Origin of the sequence: Streptomyces sp. HM190 (assembly GCF_009857135.1) — a bacterium.
Taxonomy (GTDB): domain Bacteria; phylum Actinomycetota; class Actinomycetes; order Streptomycetales; family Streptomycetaceae; genus Streptomyces; species Streptomyces heilongjiangensis.
On sequence record NZ_CP047318.1, the window covers coordinates 5,053,304 to 5,075,076 of the forward strand.

The 21,773-nt window shown below is 72.1% G+C and carries 18 protein-coding genes and 1 pseudogene; 9 read left to right on the forward strand and 10 right to left on the reverse strand.

From position 1 onward, the window contains the following. Window positions 1-13: 13 nt before the first annotated feature. The gene (locus GSY65_RS21530; RefSeq protein ID WP_159771324.1) at window positions 14-844 is read right to left on the reverse strand and encodes a DUF4253 domain-containing protein; all 831 of its coding nucleotides are present in this window, start codon (window positions 842-844) and stop codon (window positions 14-16) included. Between the two features lie 166 nt (window positions 845-1,010). Continuing rightward, window positions 1,011-2,798, reverse strand: a complete 1,788-nt coding sequence (gene argS, locus GSY65_RS21535) for an arginine--tRNA ligase (RefSeq protein ID WP_159771327.1) — start codon at window positions 2,796-2,798, stop codon at window positions 1,011-1,013. A gap of 334 nt (window positions 2,799-3,132) precedes the next feature. On the opposite strand from argS, the gene lysS reads away from it, so the two are divergent. After that, the gene (gene lysS, locus GSY65_RS21540) at window positions 3,133-4,878 is read left to right on the forward strand and encodes a lysine--tRNA ligase (RefSeq protein WP_159771330.1); all 1,746 of its coding nucleotides are present in this window, start codon (window positions 3,133-3,135) and stop codon (window positions 4,876-4,878) included. Between the two features lie 70 nt (window positions 4,879-4,948). Here lysS and GSY65_RS21545 read toward each other — a convergent pair whose 3' ends face one another. The 3 genes from GSY65_RS21545 to GSY65_RS21555 all read right to left on the reverse strand — a co-directional run bounded on the left by GSY65_RS21545 (window position 4,949) and on the right by GSY65_RS21555 (window position 8,555). After that, on the reverse strand, window positions 4,949-6,337 hold the full coding sequence (locus tag GSY65_RS21545) for a DUF2637 domain-containing protein (protein ID WP_201452616.1): 1,389 nt from the start codon (window positions 6,335-6,337) through the stop codon (window positions 4,949-4,951). A 228-nt stretch (window positions 6,338-6,565) separates the two neighbouring features. Beyond that, window positions 6,566-7,558, reverse strand: coding sequence for a hypothetical protein (locus tag GSY65_RS21550; RefSeq protein ID WP_236579954.1), 993 nt, complete (start codon window positions 7,556-7,558; stop codon window positions 6,566-6,568). A gap of 142 nt (window positions 7,559-7,700) precedes the next feature. Next, complete coding sequence (locus GSY65_RS21555; RefSeq protein WP_159771333.1) at window positions 7,701-8,555, reverse strand: DUF3558 domain-containing protein; 855 nt, start codon at window positions 8,553-8,555, stop codon at window positions 7,701-7,703. Between the two features lie 214 nt (window positions 8,556-8,769). Between GSY65_RS21555 and GSY65_RS21560 the strand changes: the two genes are divergently transcribed. From GSY65_RS21560 to GSY65_RS33360, 3 genes are all read left to right on the forward strand, one after another. Beyond that, the gene (locus GSY65_RS21560; protein WP_159771336.1) at window positions 8,770-9,963 is read left to right on the forward strand and encodes an RtcB family protein; all 1,194 of its coding nucleotides are present in this window, start codon (window positions 8,770-8,772) and stop codon (window positions 9,961-9,963) included. Between the two features lie 169 nt (window positions 9,964-10,132). Continuing rightward, window positions 10,133-10,909: an SDR family NAD(P)-dependent oxidoreductase gene (locus GSY65_RS21565; protein ID WP_159771338.1), complete on the forward strand. Its 777-nt coding sequence runs from the start codon at window positions 10,133-10,135 to the stop codon at window positions 10,907-10,909. After that, window positions 10,909-11,064 (forward strand): hypothetical protein, encoded by a 156-nt coding sequence (locus GSY65_RS33360; protein WP_201452618.1) that lies wholly within the window; start codon window positions 10,909-10,911, stop codon window positions 11,062-11,064. The genes GSY65_RS21565 and GSY65_RS33360 overlap by 1 nt, the downstream gene beginning before the upstream one ends. Here the strand turns inward: GSY65_RS33360 and GSY65_RS21570 are convergent, their stop codons facing one another. Next, window positions 11,065-11,922, reverse strand: a complete 858-nt coding sequence (locus GSY65_RS21570) for a helix-turn-helix domain-containing protein (RefSeq protein WP_159771341.1) — start codon at window positions 11,920-11,922, stop codon at window positions 11,065-11,067. Between the two features lie 139 nt (window positions 11,923-12,061). On the opposite strand from GSY65_RS21570, the gene GSY65_RS21575 reads away from it, so the two are divergent. After that, window positions 12,062-13,141 carry an LLM class flavin-dependent oxidoreductase gene (locus tag GSY65_RS21575; protein WP_201452818.1) on the forward strand — a complete coding sequence of 360 codons (1,080 nt, stop codon included), beginning with the start codon at window positions 12,062-12,064 and terminating at the stop codon, window positions 13,139-13,141. A 103-nt stretch (window positions 13,142-13,244) separates the two neighbouring features. Here GSY65_RS21575 and GSY65_RS21580 read toward each other — a convergent pair whose 3' ends face one another. Further along, window positions 13,245-14,549, reverse strand: coding sequence for a glycosyltransferase family 4 protein (locus GSY65_RS21580; protein WP_159776236.1), 1,305 nt, complete (start codon window positions 14,547-14,549; stop codon window positions 13,245-13,247). A gap of 244 nt (window positions 14,550-14,793) precedes the next feature. On the opposite strand from GSY65_RS21580, the gene GSY65_RS21585 reads away from it, so the two are divergent. Both GSY65_RS21585 and GSY65_RS21590 read left to right on the forward strand, forming a co-directional pair. Further along, window positions 14,794-15,552 (forward strand): response regulator transcription factor, encoded by a 759-nt coding sequence (locus tag GSY65_RS21585; RefSeq protein WP_159771347.1) that lies wholly within the window; start codon window positions 14,794-14,796, stop codon window positions 15,550-15,552. 11 nt (window positions 15,553-15,563) lie between these two features. Further along, window positions 15,564-17,054: a sensor histidine kinase gene (locus GSY65_RS21590; protein ID WP_159771350.1), complete on the forward strand. Its 1,491-nt coding sequence runs from the start codon at window positions 15,564-15,566 to the stop codon at window positions 17,052-17,054. Between the two features lie 219 nt (window positions 17,055-17,273). Here GSY65_RS21590 and GSY65_RS21595 read toward each other — a convergent pair whose 3' ends face one another. Continuing rightward, window positions 17,274-18,041: a transglutaminase domain-containing protein gene (locus GSY65_RS21595; RefSeq protein WP_159771353.1), complete on the reverse strand. Its 768-nt coding sequence runs from the start codon at window positions 18,039-18,041 to the stop codon at window positions 17,274-17,276. 418 nt (window positions 18,042-18,459) lie between these two features. Between GSY65_RS21595 and GSY65_RS21600 the strand changes: the two genes are divergently transcribed. Continuing rightward, window positions 18,460-18,999 (forward strand): ATP-binding protein, encoded by a 540-nt coding sequence (locus tag GSY65_RS21600; protein ID WP_159771356.1) that lies wholly within the window; start codon window positions 18,460-18,462, stop codon window positions 18,997-18,999. 355 nt (window positions 19,000-19,354) lie between these two features. Here GSY65_RS21600 and GSY65_RS21605 read toward each other — a convergent pair whose 3' ends face one another. Both GSY65_RS21605 and GSY65_RS21610 read right to left on the reverse strand, forming a co-directional pair. Further along, window positions 19,355-19,750, reverse strand: coding sequence for a TOBE domain-containing protein (locus GSY65_RS21605; RefSeq protein WP_159771359.1), 396 nt, complete (start codon window positions 19,748-19,750; stop codon window positions 19,355-19,357). Between the two features lie 156 nt (window positions 19,751-19,906). Further along, a pseudogene (locus GSY65_RS21610) lies at window positions 19,907-20,637 on the reverse strand (alpha/beta hydrolase). A gap of 425 nt (window positions 20,638-21,062) precedes the next feature. Between GSY65_RS21610 and GSY65_RS21615 the strand changes: the two are divergent. Next, window positions 21,063-21,632, forward strand: coding sequence for a potassium channel family protein (locus tag GSY65_RS21615; RefSeq protein ID WP_159771362.1), 570 nt, complete (start codon window positions 21,063-21,065; stop codon window positions 21,630-21,632). The last annotated feature ends 141 nt before the right edge of the window (window positions 21,633-21,773 follow it).

Sequence of the window (21,773 nt, forward strand, 5' to 3'; positions counted from 1 at the left end):
GGGGACGGTTCCCTCAGTCCCACCAGAACGTCCACCGGTCGGCCCCGACCAGCGTCTTCGCGTACGTGTCGCGGGACATCTCGTACGGGCCCTGCCGGATCGTGTCGGGGCAGAACGCGAGGTGCTCGGCGGCGAGATGCCGGGCCTCGGTCTCGGTGGCGGGCGGGGCGGCCACGGACACGACGAGGTGGGCGAAGCCGAGGGCGACGACACGTACGCCGAAGCGGTCCTCCCAGGAGCGCAGGACCGCGCACAGCCGGGCCACGTCGTTCTCGTGGTTCAACGGGCCGCCCCAGCCGATGGCCGCCGGGACGTCGGCGCTGCGGCGGGCCGGGACCAGCGCGAGGCGGGGTTCCCCCAGGCGCGCGCGGCCGGCCACGAGCGAGTCGGCGACCTCGGCGGCGAGGGCGTCCGGGTCGGGGCCCTCGGCGGCCGGACCGGCGGTTCCCGCGAGCCCCGGCCAGTCACCGGCGCCCGCCTCGCCCCCGGCCGCGTCGGTGTCCGGCGTGACGGTGGTCCAGAGCTCCGCGAGGACCTCCTCGGGGTCGTGGTCCCCGGGGTACGACATCTCACCCGGCATCAGTTCCCACCCCTCCGGGCCGCCCTGGCCGTCCCCGACGTCCAGCAGCACCGGGAGCAGACCGGCCGTGCGCAGGGCGGGCCGCACCGCCGCCCAGGTGCCGGGCACGGCCGGCACGTCCGCGTACCACAACAGCGGCTCGTGCCATGGCCCCGCGTCCGTCGTGCCGGTCAACCGCCCCGGCGGAAGGGGCCGTTCCAGCCCGAGGGAGCGGCCGGTCGGGTCCGTCGCGAGCAGGGGCAGCGGATTGGGAAGTGTCGCCATGCCGCGACTGTAGGACCGGACACTGACAACGGGCCCCCGGGCCCCGCGCACCACCGCCCCGCCGTGCCCCTGAGGGCAGTGCCCCAAGAGACCCGGTGCGGGCGGAGGCGCCCGGTCGGATCAGAGTCGTTCCGGGGTCCGGATCAGAGTCGTTCCGGGGTCCGGATCAGAGGCGTTCCGGGGTCCGGATGCCGAGCAGGGCCATGCCGCGGTGCAGGGTGCGGGCCGTCAGGTCGATCAGGAACAGCCGGTTCTCCACGACCTCGGGCGCGTTGTCCGGGGACAGCACGTGGCACTGGTCGTAGAACGTCGTCAGCAGCGTCGCCAGCTTGAACAGGTACGCGGCCAGCTTGTGCGGCTCGTACCCCTCGGCGACCTCGGCGATCGTCTCGCCGAACTGGTCCAGGTGCAGACCCAGCGCCCGCTCCGCCGGGGCCAGCTCCAGCTCCGGGTGCGCGGCCGGACGGGTCTCGCCCGCCTTCCGCAGGATCGACTGGATACGGGCGTACGCGTACTGCAGGTACACCGACGTGTCGCCGTTCAGCGACACCATCTGGTCCAGGTCGAACTTGTAGTCCCGTACGGCGGACGTCGACAGGTCGGCGTACTTCACCGCGCCGATGCCCACGTACCGGCCGTTCTCGACGATCTCCTGCTCGGCCAGGCCCACCTTCCCGGCCTTCTCCCGGACCACGGCCGTCGCCCGCTGCACCGCCTCGTCGAGCAGGTCCTCCAGCCGGACCGTCTCGCCCTCACGGGTCTTGAACGGCTTGCCGTCCTTGCCGAGGACCGTGCCGAACGCCAGCTGGTGCGCCTTCACGTCGTCGTTCAGCCAGCCCGCCCGGCGCGCCGTCTCGAAGACCATCTTGAAGTGCAGCGACTGCCGGGCGTCCACGACGTACAGCAGCGTGTTCGCCTTCTGGTGGAAGACCCGGTCGCGGATCGCGGACAGGTCGGTCGCCGCGTAGCCGTAGCCGCCGTCCGACTTCTGCACGATCAGCGGGACCAGGTTGCCGTCCGGGCCCTTGATGTCGTCGAAGAAGACACAGAGCGCGCCCTCGGAGCGGACCGCGACGCCCGACTCCTCCAGCAGCCGGCACGTCTCGTCCAGCATGTCGTTGTAGCCCGACTCGCCGACGATGTCCGGGTCCCGGATCTCCATGTCCAGCTTCTCGAAGACCGAGTAGAAGTAGATCTTCGACTCGTCCACGAACCGCTGCCACAGCGCGAGCGTCTCCGGCTCGCCCGCCTGGAGGTCGACCACCCGGCGCCGGGCCCGCGTCCTGAACTCCTCGTCGGAGTCGAACAGCGCCCGCGACGCCTTGTACAGGCGGTTCAGGTTCGACATGGCCTCCTCGCCGGAGACCGCCGTGTCCTCGCCGTCCGCCTTGTGGTCCAGCTCGTGCGGGTGTTCCAGCAGGTACTGGATCAGCATGCCGAACTGGGTGCCCCAGTCGCCGATGTGGTGCCTGCGGACCACGTTCTCGCCGGTGAACTCCAGGATCTGGACGACCGCGTCACCGATCACCGCGGAACGGAGATGACCGACGTGCATCTCCTTCGCCACGTTCGGCTGGGCGTAGTCGATGACCGTCGTACCGGGGTGCTCCGCGAGCGGCACGCCGAGGCGGGCCTCGTCCGCGTAGCGCTCCGCGAGGTTACGGGTGATCGCCGCGTCGGTGAGGGTGATGTTGAGGAAGCCGGGACCCGAGACCTCGATCTCCTTGATCAGATCGGCGGCCACCCCCGACTCGACCTTCGCGACGACCTGTGTCGCCAGCTCCCGCGGGTTCGCCTTGGCCTTCTTCGCCAGGGCGAGGATGCCGTTGGCCTGGAAGTCCGCCCGGTCGCTGCGTCGCAGCAGCGGGTCCGCGGGGGCCTCCGGCAGGGTGGCCGAGAGGGCGGTCGCGAGGCGCTGGTGGACGGAGGCGGTGAGGGACGTGACCGGGGCCATGAGAGGGGAGCCGTTCTCCTCGGGGTACGGATGGATGTCGTTCAGTATCCCACGGGGGTAAAGGGGTTTTTCGTGCTGAGCGGGGGAGGGGCGCCTCGCAGCGCGGGGCCGCCCGATGAAGGCCGGGCCGCACGCCCATGCCCCCAGGGGCGCGGGGAACCGCGCGAGAAACCGCACACCACCCGCAGCCGCCGACGAACTCGCACCCCCGGGCCACATGGCGCCCGGCCCCCTCGAAACGCGGTTTCGTGGTTAAGGCCAGAGCTGGGAGAATGGGCCCTGTCGGCCGGGGACCGTACCGGTCGGCCCCGGAGAACACTCAGAAAAAGAGGACGTGCCGATCGTGGCTCAGAGCACCGAGACCACCGACTGGGTCTCCCGTTTCGCGGATGAGGTCATCGAGGAGTCGGAGCGTCGGGCCCCGGGCAAACCGGTCGTCGTCGCGTCCGGGCTCTCCCCGTCCGGCCCCATCCACCTGGGCAACCTGCGCGAGGTGATGACGCCGCACCTCGTCGCCGACGAGATCCGCCGGCGCGGTCACCAGGTCCGGCACCTGATCTCCTGGGACGACTACGACCGTTTCCGCAAGGTCCCCAACGGCGTCGACGGCGTCGACGGCACCTGGGCCGAGCACATCGGCAAGCCCCTCACCTCCGTCCCGGCCCCCCGCGGCTCCGCCCACCCCAACTGGGCCGAGCACTTCAAGGCCGCGATGGTCGACGCGCTCGCCGAGATGGGCGTCGAGTTCGACGGCATCAGCCAGACCGAGCAGTACACCTCCGGCGCGTACCGCGAGCAGATCCTGCACGCCATGAAGCACCGCGGCGACATCGACGCGATCCTCGCCCAGTACCGCACCAAGAAGGACCCGGCCAAGAAGCCGCAGTCGCAGAAGCCGGTGGACGAGGCGGAGCTGCAGGCCGCCGAGGGCTCCGGCGCCGCCGCAGAGGACGACGGCAGCTCCGGCTCCGCCGGGTACTTCCCGTACAAGCCCTTCTGCGGTCAGTGCGAGAAGGACCTCACCACCGTCACCGCCTACGACGACGACACCACCGAGCTGTCCTACACCTGCACCGCCTGCGGCTTCGCCGAGACCGTCGCGCTGAACGAGTTCAACCGCGGCAAGCTCGTCTGGAAGGTCGACTGGCCGATGCGCTGGGCGTACGAGGGCGTCGTCTTCGAGCCCAGCGGCGTCGACCACTCGTCCCCGGGTTCGTCCTTCCAGGTCGGCGGGCAGATCGTCGGGATCTTCGGCGGCCGGCAGCCCATCGGCCCGATGTACGCCTTCGTCGGCATCAGCGGCATGGCCAAGATGTCGTCGTCCAAGGGCGGCGTGCCCACCCCCGCCGACGCGCTGAAGATCATGGAGCCGCAGCTCCTGCGCTGGCTCTACGCCCGCCGCCGCCCCAACCAGTCCTTCAAGATCGCCTTCGACCAGGAGATCCAGCGCCTCTACGACGAGTGGGACAAGCTCGACGCGAAGGTCACCGACGGCTCCGCGCTGCCGGCCGACGTCGCCGCCCACTCCCGCGCCGTGCGCACCGCCGCCGGTGAGCTGCCCCGCACGCCCCGCCCGATGCCGTACCGGACCCTCGCGTCCGTCGCCGACATCACCGCGGGCGCCGAGGACCAGACCCTGCGCATCCTCAGCGAGCTGGACCCCACCGACCCGCTGTCCTCCCTCGACGCCGTACGGCCCCGCCTCGACAAGGCCGAGGCCTGGATCAACACGCACGTCCCCGCCGACCAGCGGACCATCGTGCGCGACGAACCCGACGCCGAGCTGCTGAAGTCCCTCGACGAGCAGGCCCAGGGCTCCCTCAGGCTGCTGCTCGACGGGCTCGCCGACCACTGGTCCCTGGACGGACTCACGCACCTCGTCTACGGCGTGCCCAAGGTCCAGGCCGGGTTCTCCGCGGACGCCACGCCCAAGGAGCTCCCGCCGGAGATCAAGACCGCCCAGCGGTCGTTCTTCGCGCTGCTCTACCACCTGCTCGTCGGCCGCGACACCGGCCCGCGCCTGCCCACGCTGCTCCTCGCGGTGGGCCAGGACCGGGTACGGGCACTGCTCGGGGAGTAGGGACCGTACACAGCAGGAGGGGGCGCCCGGTGATCACCACCGGGCGCCCCCTCCTCGCGTCTCACGCCGCTCACGCGATGTGGTCGTCCTCCAGCTCCGCGGTGTGGCGGTTCTGGAACCGCAGCACCATGCGCTTGGCCTCGGCGTCCAGAACGGTGACGCCGTAGGTCATCTCGATGTTGTCGCTGAACTCACGGGGGGTCGGGTAACCGCTGCCAGGGCTTATCGACTGCTTGAAGACCTGGTAGTACGCCTCCTCGTCCGGCTCCGGAGTACCGCCGCCCTCACCCAGCTCACGGGTGCGGCCCGGACCCGCCGGAATCGGGAAACTGCCGGTCTCCTCCGGCGAGGGCTCCTCCTCCGGCGCCTCCGGCTCCTCGAACCGCTGCCGGAACCGCTCGGGCGGGTACGCCGCCGGGTACTGCTCGGCCGGGTACTGGTCCTCCTGGTACTGCTCGGGGACCTGCTCCTCGTACCACCGCTCGTACTCCTCCTCCGGGTCGTACGACGGGTCGTAACCGCCCTGGTAGGGGACCTCCTGCGGATGGCGGGCGTGGAGCCAGGGGCTCTCATCGGGCGGCGGTTCCTGCTCGGCGTACTCCTGCTGCGCGTACGCGGGGCGCTCCGGCCGCTGCTGCGCGGGGACGCTCTCCAGCTGCGGGCGCTGCTCGGCGGCCGGCGCGGCCACCCCCGCCCGGGGCGCGTCCGCGGCACGATCCGCCGTGGCCGGGCCGACCTCGACCTGCGCCGCCGGCGGCAGCAGGGCGGGCTCGATGCCGGCCGCCGCCAGACCCGCCGGGGCCGTGTCCGCCAGCGGCACGCCGTAGCGGGCCAGCCGCAGCGGCATCAGGGACTCCACCGGGGCCTTGCGGCGCCAGGCCCGGCCGAAGCGGGAGCGCAGGCGGGCCTGGTAGACGAGACGTTCCTGCTCCAGCTTGATCACCTGGTCGTAGGAGCGCAGCTCCCACAGCTTCATCCGGCGCCAGAGAAGGAACGTGGGGATCGGCGAGAGCAGCCAGCGCGTCAGCCGCACGCCCTCCATGTGCTTGTCCGCGGTGATGTCGGCGATACGGCCGATCGCGTGCCGCGCCGCCTCCACCGACACCACGAACAGCACCGGGATCACCGCGTGCATCCCCACACCCAGCGGATCCGGCCACGCCGCCGCGCCGTTGAACGCGATCGTCGCCGCCGTCAGCAGCCACGCCGTCTGACGCAGCAGGGGGAAGGGGATGCGGATCCAGGTCAGCAGCAGGTCCAGGGCCAGCAGGACACAGATGCCCGCGTCGATACCGATCGGGAAGACGTAGGAGAAGTTCCCGAAGCCCTTCTGGAGGGCCAGTTCCCGCACCGCCGCATAGGAACCCGCGAAGCCGATCCCGGCGATGATGACGGCGCCGAACACGACCACGCCGATGAGAACCCGGTGCATTCGAGTCAGCTGCATTGGCGCGGCCACCCGTACTCCCCTCCCCTTGCGTGTTGTTGCGCGCAACAGGGTGGCACATATGTACGGCAAACGGGTTGCCGGTCCGCCTCGGGCCCGGCCCACGAGCGGACCGGGCCCGGACGAAATCCCTGGTGGGGGCGGGCGTCACCCGCCGCGCATTACGAGTTGGGCACTACGCCGCCCCGGCTGGACCGCCTCGGCTGGAACGGCCCGGTGCCGACCGGTCGCGCGCGCCCGCTACCGCGAGGTCTTCGTGGCCGACGAGCCGCTCGTCGAGCTCTTGGAACCGGAGTCGGAATCGGCGTCGGCGTCGGAACCGGTGCCCAGGTCCGAGCCGGACCCCGAGCCCGCCGCCTTCGTGGCTTCCTTCGACGGCGCCTTCGACGCGGACTTGGACGGCGACTTCGACGCGCCCGCCGACGGGGACGACCCGCCGCCGTCGCCGTCGTTCGCGTCCTCGACCGCCTCCACGACCTCCTTCGCCGCGGACTTCGCCGACTTCAGCAGCGCCGCCGGGTCCGGGGTCTTGTCACCGGCCAGACCGGCGCCGTGGTAGTCGAGCGTGACGACCACGTTCTCCGTGCGCACCACGATCGTCTGCTGCTTGAACGTGTCGCCGTCCTTCTTCAGGTCGTAGCGCACCGCCGTCGCCTCGTCGCCCGTACCCGTCACCGGCTCCGTCTTGACGTTCTTCGCCCCGTCCACCGCCTTCGCGGCGGTCACCTTCGACTCGAACGCCTCGTGCGCCCGGTCCTCACCGGGACCGTTCGCCGCGTCCGAGGCCAGCAGGTGCAGCGACACGCTCAGCCAGCGGTACTGCGAACCGTCCACACCGTTGTTGTCGAGACTGGTCCAGCGGCAGTCGCCGGTCACGTTCTCCTCGGCCGTGTTGATCGCCTTCCCCGACTTCGCGCCCTGCGGGACCAGCGACTTCAGCGTCTTGGACGCGAACACCTCGCACGCGTCCGGCAGCACCGCGTACGCCGCCTCGACCACCTCCGGCGTCGCCGACTTCGCCGGCGCCGAGGTCGGCGACGCCGACGGCTCGTCCCCCGACGCACCGTCGGAGCCGGAGTCCGACGAACAGCCGACCGCCAGCAGCATCACCGGGACGACAGCGGCGCCGACGAGCACCCGTGCCCGCCCCGGACGCCCGGCACGGACGACGCCCGTACCCCGCGCGGTACGCGACTGCTGCTGACGCTGACCTGACTCTGCGGCTCGTTGCATGGTTCCTTCACTCATGACGTTCATCACGCTCGTGGTTCCTGCGCTCGGATCGGGTCCGAGGGGCCACGGTACGCGGTGAGGAGGAAGCGCGGTCCTGCATCAGGGGGTTGAGCGGGCCGCCCGCCGCACCCCCGGCAACCGCTCACTCGTCGAACGCCTCCGCGAGCAACTCGGCCAGATTCCGGGCCTTGTCCTGCATTTCCTCGCTGTCCGGCACGTCCGTCGTCGTCGCCGGCTGCTCCTCGTACTCGACCGTCACGATCACGTTCGACGTGCGGAACACCACAGTCACGGTGCGCTGCCGGCTCGTCCCGAGCGCGTCGTCCAGGAACGCCTCGTCCCCGAGACCGTCGAGCGTGCGGGGCTGGAGGGAGGCCGGAGCGGAGGACGCGGTGACGGGACCCGACAGATCGGAAGAACCGGAAGAACCAGATGAATCGGGCGACTTGGGGGATGCGGAGGACGTGGCGGAGTCGGAAGGCGCGGCGCTCTGCGACGGGTTCGCCGACGAGTCGCCGTCGGCCTCCCCCTCGGTCGTGCTCGGCGACGGCTCCGGGAGGTCCGCGGCCGCCACCTTGCCGCCGTACACCTCCTGCGCCTTGCTGTCGTCGCTGACCGCGCCGCTGAACGACACCACGCGCTCGAAGTCGACGAACAGGTAGTCGGTGGCGGTCGGCGACTCCACCTTCCAGCGGCAGCCGGCCTTCCGGTCCGTGTCGTAGGTGAGCGTCGCCCGCCCCTCGTACGCCTCCTCGCGCTGCTCCGCGTCCGGGAGTTGCTTGAGGCCGGGGAGGAGGGCTTCGAGGGTGTCGTCGTCGATGGAGCCGCAGGCTTCGGGGAGCGTGTCGTAGCGGCCGGGCTGCGCGGTCGAGGCGGACGCGGTGACCTCACCGGGGCGCGGGTCGTCCGTGGTGCCGTCGTCGCCCGATCCCGTGCACGCGGTCAGCGCTGCCGCGAGGAGCACGGCGACGCCGGGTACGTACGCCTTCCGCTGCACCGTGGGGGCTCCTCTCGACGGGGTCCCTGGGGGACGCCTGGGCGGTTCTGTCCTGTGGCCTGTGCGTATTTCACTTGCCGACCGGGGGTGACCCCCGGGCACCATGTGTATCGCACGCACTGCCGCGGACGCCGGTCCGGCATCCCTTTCGTTGACCTTGGCGCCGGTTTTGCGTTCTGGGACTTTTGCAGGAATGACGGGGGATGAGGTCGATATGTCGTATGTAGAGATTCCGGGCGCGAAGGTGCCGATCCGGATGTGGACCGACCCCGCGTCGGTGGAGGACGTCGCCCTCCAGCAGCTCCGCAACGTCGCGACCCTCCCCTGGATCAAGGGGCTGGCCGTCATGCCGGACGTCCACTACGGGAAGGGCGCGACCGTCGGGTCGGTCATCGCGATGCAGGGCGCGGTGTGCCCCGCGGCGGTGGGAGTGGACATCGGCTGCGGCATGTCCGCGGTGAAGACGTCCCTGACCGCCAACGACCTGCCGGGCGACCTCTCCCGCCTGCGGTCGAGGATCGAACAGGCGATTCCGGTGGGGCGGGGGATGCACGACGAGCCCGTCGACCCGGGGCAGCTGTACGGCTTCGCTTCGGCCGGGTGGGACGGCTTCTGGGGGCGCTTCGACGGCGTGGCGGAAGCGGTCAAGTTCCGTCATGAGCGGGCGCGGAAGCAGCTCGGAACGCTGGGCAGCGGAAACCACTTCGTTGAACTTTGTACCGATTCGACCGGCTCTGTCTGGCTCATGCTGCACTCCGGTTCCCGCAACATCGGCAAGGAACTCGCGGAGCACCACATCGGCGTGGCCCAGAAGCTGCCGCACAACCAGGGCCTGGTCGACCGCGACCTCGCCGTCTTCGTCGCGGACACCCCGCAGATGGCGGCGTACCGCAACGACCTGTTCTGGGCGCAGGAGTACGCGCGGTACAACCGCTCGATCATGATGGCGCTCTTCAAGGAAGTCGTCCGCAAGGAGTTCCGGAAGGCGAAGCCGACCTTCGAGCCCGAGATCAGCGCGCACCACAACTACGTGGCCGAGGAGCGCTACGACGGCATGGACCTTCTCGTGACCCGCAAGGGCGCGATCCGTGCAGGCTCCGGCGACTACGGGATCATCCCCGGCTCCATGGGCACCGGTTCGTACATCGTGAAGGGCCTCGGCAACGAGAAGGCGTTCAACTCGGCGTCCCACGGCGCGGGGCGGCGCATGAGCCGCAACGCGGCCAAGCGCCGCTTCTCGACCAAGGACCTGGAGGAGCAGACACGGGGCGTGGAGTGCCGCAAGGACTCCGGTGTCGTCGACGAGATCCCGGGCGCCTACAAGCCGATCGAGCAGGTCATCGACCAGCAGCGGGACCTGGTCGAGGTCGTGGCGAAGCTGAAGCAGGTCGTCTGCGTCAAGGGGTGAACGAGGGGGCGGCGGGCCGAGCCGGCTGAGGAACTCCGGTCGGTGGAGGCGCAGTCGGTGAAGCGCAGCCGGTGGCCGGTGGTCCGGTTCGCCCTCCGGGGCGTCTCGTCGTCGTGCCGCATGCCTATCCTGGCCGGGCCACTCAGTCGTCGTGCATCAGGAGCAGCTCATGGCCACCGCCGCACCGTCCGCCGCCTCCCGTATCGCCGTCGTCACGGGTGCGAGCAGTGGTATCGGCGCCGCCACGGCGCGGCGGCTCGCCGAGGCGGGGTACCGCGTGGTGCTGACGGCGCGCCGCAAGGACCGGATCGAGGCGCTGGCGGAGGAGATCGACGCGGCGGGCGGCCGGGCCACGGCGTACGCGCTGGACGTCACGGACCGCGCGGCCGTGGACGAGTTCGCGACGGCGTTCCGGACGATCGGCGTGCTGGTGAACAACGCGGGCGGCGCGCTCGGCGCCGACCCGGTGGCCACCGGCGACCCCGCCGACTGGCGGCAGATGTACGAGACGAACGTCATCGGCACCCTCAACGTCACCCAGGCGCTGCTGCCCGCGCTGACCGCGAGCGGTGACGGCACGGTGGTCGTGGTGTCGTCGACGGCGGGGCACGGGACGTACGAGGGCGGCGCGGGCTATGTCGCCGCCAAGCACGGGGCGCACGTCCTCGCCGAGACGCTGCGGCTGGAGATCGTGGGGACGCCGGTGCGGGTGATCGAGATCGCGCCGGGCATGGTGCGGACCGAGGAGTTCGCCCTGACCCGGTTCGGTGGCGACGAGGCGAAGGCGGCGCGGGTGTACGAGGGGGTCGCGGAGCCGCTGACGGCCGACGACGTGGCCGACACGATCACCTGGGCGGTCACCCGGCCCAGCCATGTCAACGTCGACCTGCTGGTGCTGCGCCCCCGCGCCCAGGCGTCGAACACCAAGGTCCACCGGGAGCTGTGATGCCGCCCGAGCAGCGGGACCTCGACTCCGAGCGGCGCCGGCTCGCCGAGGAGAAGAAGAACGAGCGGTATGTGTGGTGGTACCTCGCGTACTTCCTCTTCGGTATCCACCTCGTGGCGTTCGTGATGATCTACGCGGTCATGCACGCCGGGTGATCAGGCGGGGTCGGGCGGCGCGGGGGGCCTGACGGGTTCACGGACTGGCCGAGGACGGGCCACCGCCTCCGCGTACGCCGTCGGCGGGACGCCCACCGTGGCCGTGAAGTCGCGCACGAGGTGGGCCTGGTCCGCGTAGCCGAGGTCGGCGGCGAGTGCGGCCCAGTCGACCGCGCGTTCGGCCTCGGCGCGTTCCAGGGCCTCGTGGATGCGGTAGCGGAGGATGACCCACTTGGGGCCGACGCCGACGTACGCGGCGAAGAGGCGTTGCAGGAGCCGTACGGAGATGCCCTCGGCGCGCGCGAAGTCGGTGACGCGGCGGATGGCGCGGTCGGTGCGTACGCGGTCGACGAGGGTCATGGCGAGGTCGGCCTGCGGATCGGGGCGGGGGCCGAGTCCCAGGAGGAACGCGTCCAGGGCGGCGACGCGGGCGTCCTCGTCGTCGGGAGCGAGGACGGTGTCGGGGTCGGCGTCCGGGAACACCTCGGGGAGCCGTACGCGGCGGCCGGTCCAGTCGGACGCGGGGGTGCCGGGGGCGAAGGGGCGGAAGCCGCCGGGCCGGAACTGGATGCCGCAGACCCGGCCCCTGCCCTCCAGTTTCTGCGTGAAGAGGCCGAGTCCGACGCCGGAGACCTCGGCGAAGGGGGCCTGTCCCTCGTACCGCTGGAAGACGATGTTGACCGAGGGGTGCGGGACGACCTGGGAGACGTACGGCTCGGGCAGGTCCCAGTCGATCAGCCAGTAGTGCTCCAGGTAGGGGCGGATCGGTGCGGCGGGGGCGCGGCGGCGGAAGCGGACGCGCGTGAAGAGTTCCGCGGCGTCCACGATCCCTCGGGTGTCACGGCGTGGGGCGGCCATGGGGAGAGGGTAGGGACGGGGACTGACATTCTGCGGGCGCGCGGGGAGGCCGTGCCGGGAGCCGGCGGAATAGTGGAGGTGGAGCACCTGTTTGGCGGTATGGTTGAATCATAAACAACCTGAGAGGGTGGCAACGATGATGCAGTTCGGGATCTTCAGCGTCGGTGACGTGACGCCGGACCCCACGACGGGCCGTACACCGACCGAGCGCGAGCGCATCAAGGCGATGGTCGAGATCGCACTGAAGGCGGAGGAGGTCGGGCTCGACGTCTTCGCCACCGGTGAGCACCACAACCCGCCGTTCGTGCCGTCGTCGCCCACCACCATGCTGGGCTGGATCGCCGCCCGCACCGAGCGGCTGATCCTCTCCACCGCGACCACCCTCATCACCACCAACGACCCGGTGAAGATCGCCGAGGACTTCGCGATGCTCCAGCACCTGGCCGACGGCCGGGTGGACCTGATGCTGGGGCGCGGCAACACCGCGCCGGTCTACCCGTGGTTCGGGCAGGACATCCGCCAGGGCATCAACCTCGCCATCGAGAACTACGCCCTGCTGCACCGGCTGTGGCGCGAGGACGTCGTCAACTGGGCGGGCAAGTTCCGCACGCCGCTGCAGAGTTTCACGTCCACGCCGCGGCCGCTGGACGGGGTGCCGCCGTTCGTCTGGCACGGGTCGATCCGTTCACCCGAGATCGCCGAGCAGGCCGCGTTCTACGGTGACGGCTTCTTCCACAACAACATCTTCTGGCCGGCCGAGCACACCCGGCGGATGGTGGAGCTGTACCGGGAGCGGTACGCCCACCACGGGCACGGCACGCCGGAGCAGGCGATCGTCGGTCTCGGCGGACACGTGTTCATGAGGAAGAACTCCCAGGACGCGGTACGGGAGTTCCGCCCGTACTTCGACGTGGCGCCGGTCTACGGCAACGGGCCGTCCCTGGAGGACTTCGCCGAGCAGACGCCGCTGACGGTCGGGTCGCCGCAGCAGGTGATCGAGAAGACGCTGGCCTTCCGTGAGTACGCGGGCGACTACCAGCGCCAGTTGTTCCTCGTCGACCACGCCGGACTGCCGCTGAAGACGGTGCTGGAGCAGATCGACATGCTGGGCGAGGAGGTCGTGCCGGTGCTGCGGGAGGAGTTCGCGAAGGGCCGGCCGGCCGGTGTCCCGGACGCGCCGACCCACAGGACGCTGACCACCGCCGGGGCCAAGGGCTGAGGGGCGCCGCCGGGGCCGAGGGCCGAGGGGCGCCGCCGGGGCCGAGGGCTGAGGGGCGCCGCCGCGCCACGGGCCGAGGGCCGCCGGGGGTGCGCGGTGCGGTTCAGGCCGCGCGTCGGCCGTGGCCGCCCGCGGCCGCGCGGCTCAGGCGTACCGGGGACGGGCGCGCGCCCCGCCACGACGACAGGGCCGCCCGCCTCCCCGCGGCGGCCCCGCGGTGCAGCCAGGCGCCCGCCCTCGTCGTCCAGCTCTCCCAGGTGCGCCGGAGCCGGGTCGCGCGGAGTTCCGCGAACAGCTCCTCGTACCGCGTCACGATCGGGGCCGGATCGTAGCGGTGGGCCGACTTCAGAGCCGCCCGGCCCATGGCACGGCGCAGGGCGGCGTCGGTGATGAGGCCGAGGACGGCGTCGGCGAGGGCGTGCGGGTCGTCGACGGGGACGAGGCGGCCGTCGACGCCGTCGGTGATGATCTCGGCGGGGCCGAGCGGGCAGTCGGTGCTGACCACGGGGACGCCGCAGCGCATGGCCTCGACGAGGGTCATGCCGAAGGACTCGGCGTCGGAGGCGCTGACGACGAGGGAGGCGCGGGCGAACTCGTCCTCGATGGGGGTGTGCGGGCCCATCAGATGGGCGCGGCCGGCGAGGTCCAGCTCCTCGATCAGGGTCTGCAGCCGGTCCTTCTGCTTGCCGCCGCCGTAGATGCGCAGCTCCCAGTCGGGTTCCTTCGCGGCGACCTTGGCGAACGCCTCCAGCAGGAGGTCGAAGCGCTTGCCGCGGGCGAGGCGTCCGGCGGCGGCGACGACGGGGGCGGTGCCGTCCGAGGGGGCGATGCCGGGCGCGGGGACGATGTTGGGCACGGACATCACCCGCACGCCCGGCAGCTTCATCCGCGCGCGGTACACCTCGGCGTCGGCGGCCGTGGTCGTGACGACCGCGTCGAGGGCGCGGTAGTGGCGGGCGAGGACCGTGCGCAGCTGCTTGGAGTGGGCGTCGTGCCGCAGGTGTTCCTGGCCGATGCGCAGGGCGCGGCGGGGCGCGAAGCGGGAGACGTACACGTTGAGGCCGGGGCGGGTGCCGATGACGACGTCGGCGTCGCAGCCGGCCAGGTAGGCGCGGACGCGGCGGTCGGTGAGGCGGCTGTACTGGCGGTGGCGCTTGTCGGCGGCCGGGAAGTCGACGGCGGGCTGCATCTGGGCCGGATCGCGCAGGTCGGCGCTGTTCGCGCGGATGTCGACCAGGGGCACGAGGGTGATCCGGGGGTCGACCGTGAAGCGGGGTTCGTCGCGGTGGCGGGACATCGACGCGATCTCCACGTCGTGGTGGTCCGCGAGTGCCGATGCCAGATTGAGGGTCGTTCGGACGGTGCCGCCGATGGCGTACGCGTTGTGCAGCAGGAACACGATCTTCATCCGGCGGCTCATGCACTACCTTCCCGACGGTATTGGCGATGTATCGGAGAATTGGGGCGGGTTCGGACCCTTTTTACTGCATCCACCCGCTCCGCCCGGGTTCCCTTGCGGGCCGGTGTCTCACGAACACCGTCCTGCGGCGGGGTGAGCCGGCCGTGTGGTCGGGGTGAGAGGCCGGTAAGAAGGGGTGCGCGGGCGCACTCGGCGAGGTGGTGGGCGGCCGTGACCTTGGCAGACTGGTGGGGTGCCCCAGAACGTGCTGCTCGCCGAGGACGACCGCGCCATCCGCCATGCCCTGGAGCGGGCGCTGACGCTGGAGGGCTACGAGGTGACGGCGGTCGCCGACGGCGTCGAGGCGCTGGCGCAGGCGCACCGCAGGCAGCCCGACGTGCTCGTCCTCGACGTGATGATGCCCGGCATAGACGGTCTCCAGGTGTGCCGGGTGCTGCGCGCCGAGGGCGACCGGACGCCGATCCTGATGCTCACCGCGCTGGTGGAGACCGCCGACCGGATCGCCGGGCTCGACGCCGGCGCGGACGACTACGTCGTCAAGCCGTTCGACGTGGAGGAGGTCTTCGCCCGGCTGCGCGCGCTGCTGCGCCGGACCGGCAACGCCGCTGACCTCGCCGGGAAGCCGTCCCCGGAGGCGTCGGGCCCGGCCGCGCCGGGTCCTGCGGGTGCCGCGGGTGCCGCGCCGGACCCCGGGCTGGTGTCGGCCGCCGGGGTGCGGATGGACGTGCAGGCGCGGCGGGCGTGGCGGGGGTCGCGGGAGCTGGAGCTGACGCGGACCGAGTTCGACCTGCTGGAACTGCTCGTGCGCAACGCGGGCATCGTCCTCGACCACGCCACCATCTACGACCGCATCTGGGGCTACGACTTCGGGCCCGGCTCCAAGAACCTCGCCGTGTACGTGGGCTATCTGCGGCGCAAGCTCGACGAGCCCGGGGCGCCCGCGCTGATCCACACCGTGCGGGGTGTGGGGTACACGCTGCGGGAAGACTGAGGCGGCGGGCGGTGCCACCGCGTCTCGTCCGGCTGCTGTCGCGGGTGCCGGCCCGGCTGCGTCCGGTGCCGTCGCTGCGGGCGACGTTCACCGTGTCGTTCGTAGCGGTGGCGTGCGTGGTCACCGTGCTCGTCGGGATCCTCAGCTACAGCGCGGCGGCGCGGCTGGTGCGGGTGGACCAGCAGACCGTGTTCGCCGAGGTGGTCCGTGATCTGCGGGAGCTGGTGGAGCAGGACCGGCTGGGGCCGGTGGACTTCGCGCCCTCGGACAGCGGCGGCCCCCGTGACGACCTGATCCGCTCCGGCCGTACGGACGTCCAGGTCCTCGGCCCCGAGGGGCAGGTCCTCGACAAGGGCGACCCCGCGCTGCCCGTGTGGGCCGCCGACCGCCGTGTCGCGGGGGCGCGGTTCGCCGGGACGGTGGTCGAGCACGGCGGGGTCGAGGTGGGCGGCGGCCGGTACCGGGTGGCGACCGTCGCGCTCGGCGGGGGCCGCGGGGCCGTGCAGGTGGCCCAGGAGTTCAGTGACACGGAGGACCTGCTGCGGGAGTTGCAGCAGCGGACCCTGCTGTTCGTGTCGGGTGTCGTCGTCTCGGCGGGGTTGTTCGGGTGGTGGCTGGCGCGGCGGCAGACCCGGCGTCTGGTGCAGCTGGCCGGGGCGGCGGAGGACGTGGCGAGGACGGGGCACCTGGGGATCCAGGTGCCGGTCGCGGGGCGGGACGAGGTGGGGCGCCTCGGGCGTTCCTTCGACCGGATGCTGGTGCGGCTGGCCCAGTCGGAGGAGGACCAGCGGCGGCTGGTGCAGGACGCGGGGCACGAGCTGCGGACACCGCTGACCTCCTTGCGGACGAACATCTCGCTGCTGCGACGCATCGACGAACTGCCCGCCCGGGTGCGGGAGGAACTGGTCGACGACCTCGCCCAGGAGGCCCGCGAACTGACCGACCTGGTCAACGAGCTGGTGGACCTCGCCGCCGGGCAGTCGAGCACCGAGCCGGCACAGCGGGTGCAGCTCGCGGACATAGCCGAGGACGTCGCGGCGACCGCGCGGCGGCGCACCGGCCGGGAGATCGGCGTACGGGTCGAGGGCGACACGACCGTCGAGGGGCGGGCGGGGGCGTTGCAGCGGGCCGTGTCCAACCTGGTGGAGAACGCCGCGAAGTTCGACCGGACCGGGACCGGGGCGATCGAGATGGTGGTCGCGCGGGGGCCGGTGCGGTGCGGCGGTGACCTCGTCGGCCTCGACGAGGCGGGCCAGGGCGTGGGGCCGGAGGTGGTCCGGGTGGAGGTCCTGGACCGGGGTCCCGGCGTCGCCGACTGCGACCTCGAACGCATCTTTGACCGCTTCTACCGTGCCGCCGACGCCCGCAGCCTGCCCGGCTCCGGCCTCGGCCTGTCCATCGTCCGCGCGGTGGCGGCGGCCCACGGCGGCACCCCGTTCGCCTTCCGACGGGACGGCGGCGGCCTCGTGATCGGCTTCACGGTGCGGGGGACCGGCGACTGACGTGCGGGCGACTGACGTACTGACGTACCGGCGACTGATGTAACGACGACTGGCGTACCGGCAGCTGACGGACCGTCGGCGGGAGGCGGGTCTCGGCGGCGGCCGGGGCGAGCGTGGGCCGTGGGTCAGGCCGGGGCGGCGAGCGTGGGCCGTGGGTCAGGCCGGGGCGGCGAGCGTGCGCCGTGCGTCAGGCCGGCGGGGCGGCCGGCCCCCGAGGGCTCAGGGCGGGGTGCGGGTGGACGGGGTCCAGCGGCCGAGGACGGGCTCGGTCAGGGTGCGGGCCGTGCGGCAGAGGGTCTGGCCGTGACGGTCGAAGAGGGTGTCGCGGTCGTCGAAGTGGCCGAGGTCCGCGACGACCTGGGCGGACAGGTCGCAGGAGCCCTCGTCGGCGGCGCAGGCGTTCGCGCCGGCGCGCGGACCGCCGTCCCAGTCGATGCCGGTGCGGGCCACCGCGTCGAAGAGGGTCTCCCCGCCGTCGTTGGCGTAGTGGCGGCCCGCGGCGGGCCCCGTGAACAGTTGGCCGATCGGCAGCCACGCGCCGTCGACCCGGAACTCCGGCCAGGCCAGCAGGACCTGCGCCGGCACGAACGGCTTCAGCCGCGGGAAGCGCGGATACCAGAACGCGCCGTCGACGAGCAGTCCGCGGACCCTCGTGCGCACCCGGACGGCACGGGCGACCGCCTCCAGCGCCGCCATCCGCTGACTGCACGAGCCGCGCCCCAGCCGCAGCGTCCGGGACACCCGACGCCGGTCCTCGACCGAGTACACGGGCCGCACGTTCCGCGCGATGATCCGGTGCGCGGCGCGCAGCGCCTCCCGCGGGGTCGCCTCGCTCACCACCCGGCCCGCGATCGCCCGCACCAGCGGGTCGTCGTGGTCCAGGACGGGCGTGGCCCGCGTGGATCCACGGACGTCGTCCGCGCCCCGTACCGGCGCCCCGGCCCGCTTGTTTCGCGCGCCGTACTCCATGAGCAACCGACTGGTCATGTCCGTCCCCGTCTCCCCGCGTGTCCCGCTGTTCCGCCGTTCCCCGTACGGGCCCCGCCCGTACCCCGTACCCGGCATGCCCTGCGTCCATCCTCACACGGGGCGTGCCCGCGGCCGCGCCGGTCCCCCTCCCGTGGGGCGGGTGTCCCGCCCGCGCCCCCCGGGCCCTGCCCCGGCACCCCGCCGCGCTTTCGTAGTACTTCCAGCGACCCCATTGCGGCGGTGCAAATATGCCGACTACGGTCGTTCCTGCGCTCACGGAGAGTGCTCGACTGATGTACAAAGCGCAACGATCCCGCAGTTCGCCCCTGAGTACCGCCCGTTGAAAGCGCGCCCCGGGCCGTCGACACCCGAGGAGGAGCCAGACGCGGTAGGGACCCACGCCCTCCCTTTCTCGTCGCGATGGAGTTGGTCAGCCATGCCCGATACCGACCCGAACCTCCCCGCCGTTCCCTCTCCCCGGCCCCCGTCCGCCAGGCCCTCGTCCGTCACCCCCTGGATCTCACCCGCGGCGACGACCTACACGCTGTTCTGTCCGCCGCTGGACACCTCCCCCCTCATCGCCCGCGACTTCGTCGCCACGGTGCTGCGCGCCCTCGGCCTGGACGACCTCGTGGACGCGGCTGCCCTGTGCACCTCCGAGCTGGTCACGAACGCCTGTGTGCACGCCAAGGGCGAAGGGTCGGTCCTGTGGCTGGCGGTGGAGAGCTGGCGGGTCCGGGTGATCGTCTACGACGGTGACGAGAGTCCCCCGGTGATGCGGGACCTGACCCCCGAGGGGTGGGAGGAGGGCGGGCGCGGCCTGTACCTCGTGGACGCCCTCACCGAGGGGCACTGGGGAACGGCCGCAGCCCTCCCCTGTGCCGGCGGCCTGGTCCATCCCGACGGCAAGGCGGTCTGGTTCGACCTTGCGGCAAGCACCAAGACGTGCCGCCCCGCCGCCGGACCGTGTCGATGATGACCCGGTGAAGGCCCGGTGAAGGCCCGGACGGCGGGATCCCGGCCGTCCTGCGGTACCTGGCGCCGTGCGTCGACCTCATGGCGTTCAGCGGGGAGGTCACCCTCCTCGCCCCCGCCTTCGGCCCGGACGGCGACACCCTGTACGCGTCCGCCGCGCACAGGCCTCTCCAGAGGTACGACCTCACCCCGGCCCGCCTCGCCGAACGCGGCTGCGCCCGCGCCGGGGGGGCTGACCGAGCAGGAGCGGAGGACGTGCCTGCCGGACCTGCCGTACCGGGAGACGTGTTGAGCGGTGGCGGGCGGGCGAGGGGACCGGTGCGGTGCGGGAGTCGGTGACGGGGGAACCCGTCGGCTCAGGTCCGGTCGATGTGGACGTTCGTGGACTTCACGCGGGCGGTGGCCTCCATGCCGACCTCCAGGCCCAGCTCCTCGACGGCCTCCCGCGTCAGGAGGGAGACCAGGCGGTGCGGCCCGGCCTGGATCTCCACCTGCGCGGCCACGTCGCCGAGCTTGACGGCGGTGACGATGCCGGGGAACGCGTTGCGGGCGGAGGTGTACGGGACGTCGTCCTCGGCGGCGGCGTCCGCGGCCAGTTCCACGGAGAACGCCGCGAGATCCCGGCCGTCCACGAGCCGACGCCCGCTGTCGTCGCGCCGGGTCGCCACCCGGCCCGCGTCCGCCCACCGCCGCGCGGTGTCGGGGCTCACCCCGAGCAACCGCGCGGCCTGACCGATCGTGTAGGACTGCATGGGGTCAAGATAGGCGCCGGTCGGCCTCGGCGCCCGGCTCTCCGTGACACATCGCGGTCGGCTTCACCAACGCCCCCACGCGTCGCGGAACTTGGCCGGAACCGTCTCTCCAGCCGCCCCCGGAACGACCCCCGCAGGTACGGGGCCGGACCGGCGTCACCTCAGATGGCGGCCGAAGAAGCGGTTCGCGTCGTCCAGTTCGAACCACGGGGTGCCGGTGTGCCCGCCCAGGTTGGCGTGCAGCGTCTTCTCGCGCGAGCCGAAGGCGTCGAACAGGTCCAGGGCCCGCTGCCGGGGTTCCCCTCGTCGTCCCACTGCAGCAGGAGCAGCAGCGGAACGGTGACCAGCCGCGCCTCCTCGCGCTGGGCACAGGGCACGTACCCCCCGGCGAAGAACGAGGCGGCCCTGATCCGGGGCTCGGCCACGGCCAGCCGGATGCCGAGGGCCGCCCACCCCGAGTACCCCACCGGGCCGCCGATCCCGGGCAGCGCGAGGAGGGCGTCCAGGGTGGTCCGCCACTCCGGGACCGCCCCCTCGACCAGCGGGCCGACGAGGGACTCGAAGATCTCGTCGACCGGCTCACCGGCCCGCATCGCCCGCCGGAGGTCGGCGCGCGCCAGCTCGTCGGAGGCGGTATGGGGCCTGCTGCCGCATCCGGCGGCGTCGATGGTGGCCACCGCGTGGCCGTACGCTGCGGATGTCCGCGCCCGGGCCACCAGCCGGGCGTCGCTCCTGGGCAGGCCGTTGTTGTGGGCCGTCAGGATCAGCGGGACCGGCGCTGCGGACTCGGCGGACCCGGGCGTCCACAGGGTGCCGGGGATCCCGCCGAGGATGAACTCGCGTTCGAGGACACCGTCGTCGAGGCGCTGTTCGGACGTGACGTGCACGGTCGTGTCTTTGTCGTGCATGGTCGTGCCTTTCGGGAGTGCGCTAAACGGCGCTCCCGGACGACCTGTCGTCCGACCGTGACCCGGGAGGGGAGCACCCATGTCGATACAGCGTTCACGGGTACCACCTCCTCGTTCTCTCGCACGGCCTCAGGGAACGTAGCAGCGTCCTCCCCGGACGGCCCAAGGGTTTTCCTGCCCACCCTGCCGCCCCGCCGCGCCTGCCCCGCCGCCCCTGTCCGCCCCGCCGACCCTGCTGAGACGTCCCTCCGAAAGGGTGGCCGGAGTCGCTCCGGAGGGCGTCCAGAGCGTTTTCGGAGTCCCCAGCCGTGATAGTGGGAGGCTCTGCGGACGTAACGCCCGAACGAGCCCGGACAGACCCGAGACCTGCATGAGCACGACCTACCTGCGCACCTGGTGACGTCATGAACAGACCCCGGCAGGCCGAGCCCTTCCGCGTCCCGCGCCGTCGACTGCTGCTTTCGCTGGCCCGATCCTCGGTGACGGTGGTCCTGTCGGTCGTCGTCTACTACCTGCTGCCGCTGGACAAGGGGCTCGACCTCGGTACGGCGATCGCGCTGGCCGTCAGTCTCGTGCTGTTCACCGGCGCGCTCGCCTGGCAGATCCGGATGATCAAACGGTCCGACTATCCTCGGCTGCGTGCCGGCGAGACCCTCGCCACCGCCGGGCCGACCTTCCTGATCATCTTCGCGGCGGCCTACGTGATCCTGTCCCAGAACCGGTCCGACTCGTTCTCGGAGGTGTTCGGGCGCACCAACGCCCTGTACTTCACCGTCACGGTGTTCGCCACGGTCGGCTTCGGGGACATCGTCCCGGTCACGGAGACGGCACGCATCCTGACCATGATCCAGATGCTGGCCGACGTGGTCCTGGTGGGAATGGTCGCGCGGATCCTCCTCGGCGCCGTCCGCGTCGCGGAGGAAGCCCGGGCGGCCGGCTCCGGCGAGTCCCCGGGGGCTGTGGGCGACGAGTGAGGAGCCGGTGGCGTCACCTCCTTGGGCGGCACCGGCATGCCTGCGGGGGAACGGCGTGCCAGGCTCGGAACCACGCCTCTCGCATCAGGTGGCAGGGCGTTCCAGGTGCGCTTCATGCGGCTGGTGAGACCACCGACCAGG